Source organism: Synechococcus sp. H55.11, assembly GCF_047462475.1.
In the GTDB taxonomy this organism is placed as follows: Bacteria; Cyanobacteriota; Cyanobacteriia; order Thermostichales; family Thermostichaceae; genus Thermostichus.
The window spans coordinates 1-4,647 of record NZ_JANSJI010000091.1 but is presented as its reverse complement, the minus strand read 5'-3'; the positions used below and the strand labels follow the sequence as shown (position 1 = coordinate 4,647).

Here is a 4,647-nt window from a genome sequence, read left to right as displayed (position 1 = left end):
GTTCTTGTCGTATCCTAGAGAACAAATACACCCCATCGCGATGGTAGAGAAGCTGAAACGAGGTTTCTTTTTGTAAAGCGGCAAGCAGGGTCTGGGAGAACTCTGGGCTGCTGCGCCACCCCGGATGGCGGCTGTTAAGCAAAACGTAGTCAAAGGGATCCCATTGTGCAGGGGGAGATCCCTTGAAGCGGCTCTCGTCAGTAAAGTAAATAACTTGCCGGTGGGTGAGGTGGGGGCTAATCTCGTGGGTAGTGAGGACGCCCCCTTGGGTGGTGATGTGGGCAAGGGCCTCGCGAGTGGCCTGCCAAGTGTCAAGAGACTGAAGATAGATGGAGCCGAAAAAGGGGTATTTTGCCAGGGCCAGAAAAGCCAGCAAAGACCAGGTTAGCGCTGCTTTTCTGCTTTTTGCAGGGCAAAACCAGAAGGGGACTGCTTTCGCGTTTTCGATAACAGCTAGAAAGAGAAAAGGAACAACAGGTAATGCATACTGATGCACCAGATCCCGATAGGCGGGATTGCTAGAAAGTATATTCAGCCCCAGGGTTGGCAGGGCAGGGATCCAGGGATCCCAGTGGCGCCAGGAGAGGCCCCAAGCCACAGGAATGATTAACAAAAATCCATAGAATAGGGTGTCGAGAGAGAAGACTTTGCCTAAGACTAATGTTGGCTTGAGGACCAAGTTTTGGATAATTTCAGGAACGGAACTGCCCAAATAGCTATAGTGAGAAACGGCTGCCGGCTCGCTGCCACTGAAGTGAGGAATAATCCAAAAAGCGGCCATGCCAAACCAAGCCGACCCTGTCGCTATGGCAAGCCAGCCGGCCACTTGGCAGCGCCTTTCAACTCGTCTGCTTTCAAAGAGCAACAGCCAAGCTCCCAGGGCAACGACATTGAGAGACAACACCGCCTTGCAGCCGAGGATACCGCCTAGGCACAGCAAAAACCCCCACAACTTGCCAGAGCGAATACAGAGTATAGCTGCCAAAAAAAGGGGAACGGCCAACACTTCTGGATGAAAATCAAAAAGGTTGGCGTTGAAGATGGCCGGGTAGAGAAGATAGGCGGCGGCAATTGTTCTCGCCCTGCCAGAATCAATCTCGACCTGGAGCGCCAGATGGTAAACGGCCAGCGCTCCCAACGTTAGTGCCAGAGCTTGAATGCCGAACAGCCAATATACGGAGGGAGCAATGCGATACAAAAGACTGAGAGGATACAAGATAAAAGCTGCGTGATCCCCAAGAATGTGGATCCCGCGAATAGTAGAAAAAGGAAACTCGCCACGGCTGATCAAATAAACAGCTTGGTCGAAAATACCGAGATCATATCCTCCTGACTGAAACAAGTGATGCCGCGCAACACTGCAGCTCAAGAGAATGAAGAAATTACAAAGCGCCATTGCCGTCAGGCACAAAGGTAGAGGACGATCTTTCATAAGAACCAGGGCTCTTGGATCCTGTGGATCTCGGCAAGGCAACTTTACCGTCTTTTGCGTCACATCCCAGCGAGTCTGGATTGGGCAGATGAACCGTCTCAAGCCCGGGCCTCTCTCTTTCTTCAGGAGTATGAGAAAGCTTATTGGGGACAACGGTACAGATGAGCTAGGACTGGTTACGACAAGAGGGTGTAATTTGGCCCAAGATGGTAGCACGTCTTGCTCCAGTTGCTTCCGGCAAACTGTTGGTCTCACCCTGCCAGGTTTTATAAGCTAATACCGCAAAAGCAAAGGCTTCTTTGGCTGCAGAAGGGATCCCCACTTGGTCGGAGGTAAGCAGGGTTGTGGCCGGCAGTTGTTCCTGCAACAGTTGCATGAGGACAGGGTTTTGGGTGCCGCCACCGCTGACGATAACTTGCTCTGGGATCGCGGGCAAGAAGTCTCTGTAAGCTTGGGCAATGGAGCGAGCGGTAAACCCCGTTAGCGTGGCAATGCAGTCGTGGGCGGAGGCAAATTGGGGCCAAATTCGTTCCAAGTAAAGGGATCCAAAGTACTCTCGGCCAGTGGTTTTGGGCGGTGCTTTATGAAAGTAGGGATCCCGCATCCATTCTGTAATTTTTTCCCAGTGGATCTGGCCTTGGGTAGCCCATTTTCCGTCGCGATCAAAAGCTTGTTGTCCTTGGCTGGCCCGCATCACCGCCAAATCGATCAACACGTTGCCGGGGCCGGTGTCGAAAGCCAAAGGGGATCCGCCGCTGCTGAGGCTAGGGAGATAGGTAAGGTTGGCTATGCCGCCGATGTTTTGGGCCGCCCGATGGAAGTGGGGATGACTCAGCAACAGCCAATCCACAAAAGCCACCAAAGGTGCGCCCTGGCCCCCCGCTGCCATGTCCCGCGCCCGAAAGTTGCTCACCACAGGGATCCCGGTCAGCTCGGCAATCACCGCCGCTTCACCGATTTGTAAGGTCGAGGCTTCTGGCCCATCGGGGCTGTGCCAAAGGGTTTGGCCGTGGCTGCCGATGAGATCGACCTGTGGGGGGGTGAGGTGGGCCGCTTGGATCCCTTGCAGGGCCGCTTCCGCAAAAGCGCGACCCAAACGAAAGTTTAAAGCGCAGATATGGTCTACCGTGCCGGTTTTGGGATCCGCAGCCCGCAAAATCTCTGCCCGCAGCAGCGGGCAATAGGGGATTGTTTGGAAATGCAACAGCTCCCACCGGAGAGGATCGTTGCCCTCGATGTGGACGATGGCTACATCGATCCCGTCCACAGAAGTGCCCGACATTAAGCCAATGACAATCACCTATCCTGTCGAGGGCTCGGCGCAGAGGCTTGAGAAGGTCTAAAGTTTTGCCCCCTTTTGGCCTTCCCTCTCTAGGATACAGGCAGGGTATCCAGAGCCGCTGCGTGGGGAATTCTGCATGAGTGACGCCATCCGCTACGACCTGCTTTTGGTGGGAGGAAGCTCCTCCAACCTGATCCTGGCCCATCGCCTTTTGGATCTGGCCAAGCTCTCGGGGCTCAAAATCTCCATCGCCATCTTGGAAAAAGCCCGGCAATTTGGCGGGCACATTGTCAGTGGTGCCATCTGCAATCCCCAGGCCATCGCCAGGCTCTTCCCGGATTTTGAGAGCCAAGGATTTCCCCACGAAGGGCGGGTGGAAGTCAGCCATCTGAGTGTACTGGGATCCCAAGAGCGCTGGGATCTGCCGGAAGCAGCAATCCCAAAGGGGTTGCGCAAGCAGGGGCAGTTCATCCTCACCCTTAGCCATGTCATCCGCTGGCTGGCCGAAACCCTACAGGAAAAGGCCAAAGGGATCCCTAACGTTACCCTGGATCTGTTCCCCGGCTTTGCTGCCCACGAGATCCTCTATGAGGGGGAGCGAGTCATTGGGGTGCGGGTGAGCGACTCCGGCCAAGTTTACGAAGATTGCGTCTTTGCCGAGCTCACCTGCTTTGGCGACAAGGGATTTATCTCCAAAGACCTGGTCGAGAAGTTTCACCTGCGCCCTCGGCCGCAACTGTGGTCGGTGGGGGTCAAAGAGCTGTGGCAGATCCCTCGCTCGCTGCAGGGGCAGGTGTGGCACACCTTGGGCTATCCGGTTTTGGATGGCAGCTTCAGCGGCGGCTTTGTCTACGGCCTCAAAGATAACCGCCTGGCCCTGGGCCTGATCATCGGCCTCGACAGCAAAAATCCCAACCTCAACCCGCAGCAGCGCCTGCAGGAGTTCAAAGCCCATCCCTGGATCCAATCCCTGATTGCCGGTGGCAAGTTGCTCAAGTACGGGGCTGCCGTCATTCCTGAGGGGGGCTACTACAGCCTGCCCAGCCGCTTTGGCGTCGAAGGGGCTTTGCTCTTGGGGGATGCCCTGGGGGTGCTGGATGTGGGCAGCCTGGCTGGGATTACCAACGCCATGGAGACCGGCTACCTGGCAGCGGGCCTCATTCACGACGGCTTTTTAAAAGGGGATCTGCGCATCCAAGAGGCCTACCAAAAAGCCGTGATGGAGAGCTCGGTGGGGCAAGATCTCTACTGCAGCCGCTATTTTCGGGAAGCCTTTTTGGAAAACTCCCGCCTGCTGGAAGCGTACCTGCCCCAGCTCTGCCGCAGCGTCGATGCCGGCCACCCCTGGCTGGGATCCCTGCGCTGGGGCCTGCAGGATCCCGTGCGTCGCGGCGGGGAACTCCTGCGCGCCTACACCCTGCTCAGCGGACGGGTCAGCGCCGGCGAGCCGCCCCCACGGGGGTATGTTGCTCCCCATGCCGCCATCCAAGCGGACTTTGTGGCCCCCACAGGTCTGGATCCTGAAGCATTGACCACGCGAGCGGGCTATTTCTCGCGGTCGGATGCCGTCTTTTTTGCCGATCCCCGCTACCCGGAAGGCAACCGCCACATCCTTGAGTTCAGCGCTGACACCTGCCGCCAGTGCATTGCCACCTACGACAAGCTGAACCGCCCTACCCCCTGCGTGGCCGACTGCACCGCAGAAGTCCACCACATCCGCGAACACAATGGGATCCGCTCCCACGCCATGTCGCTGGAAAACTGCATCCAGTGCCGCACCTGCGAGATCGTCTGCCCCCACCTCAACCTACGGGTTAACCCCAGCTACGAGGGATCCGGCCCCGACTTTTATGGGCTCTAGGAAAACGGGGGCAGGGAGCACAGACTCAGCTTTGCTGGCATAGTTAAAGCTAGAGTTGCAGGGAGTGCAGCC

General features: G+C 56.7%; 3 protein-coding genes. 1 reads left to right on the top strand and 2 read right to left on the bottom strand.

Going from position 1 to position 4,647, the window contains the following annotated elements; all coding sequences use genetic code 11:
• Positions 1-1,432: DUF2079 domain-containing protein (locus NW853_RS04165; protein WP_414347936.1), on the bottom strand; the 1,432-nt coding region annotated here is incomplete at its 3' end.
• 166 nt (positions 1,433-1,598) lie between these two features.
• Positions 1,599-2,732, bottom strand: a complete 1,134-nt coding sequence (locus tag NW853_RS04160) for an anhydro-N-acetylmuramic acid kinase (protein WP_414333491.1) — start codon at positions 2,730-2,732, stop codon at positions 1,599-1,601.
• 118 nt (positions 2,733-2,850) lie between these two features.
• Between NW853_RS04160 and NW853_RS04155 the strand changes: the two genes are divergently transcribed.
• Positions 2,851-4,575, top strand: a complete 1,725-nt coding sequence (locus tag NW853_RS04155) for an electron transfer flavoprotein (RefSeq protein WP_414347934.1) — start codon at positions 2,851-2,853, stop codon at positions 4,573-4,575.
• The last annotated feature ends 72 nt before the right edge of the window (positions 4,576-4,647 follow it).

Coding starts and splice junctions, on each gene's coding strand:
- NW853_RS04155 (WP_414347934.1), top strand. CDS start 2,851: ATGAGTGACGCCATCCGCTACGACCTGCTTTTGGTGGGAGGAAGCTCC.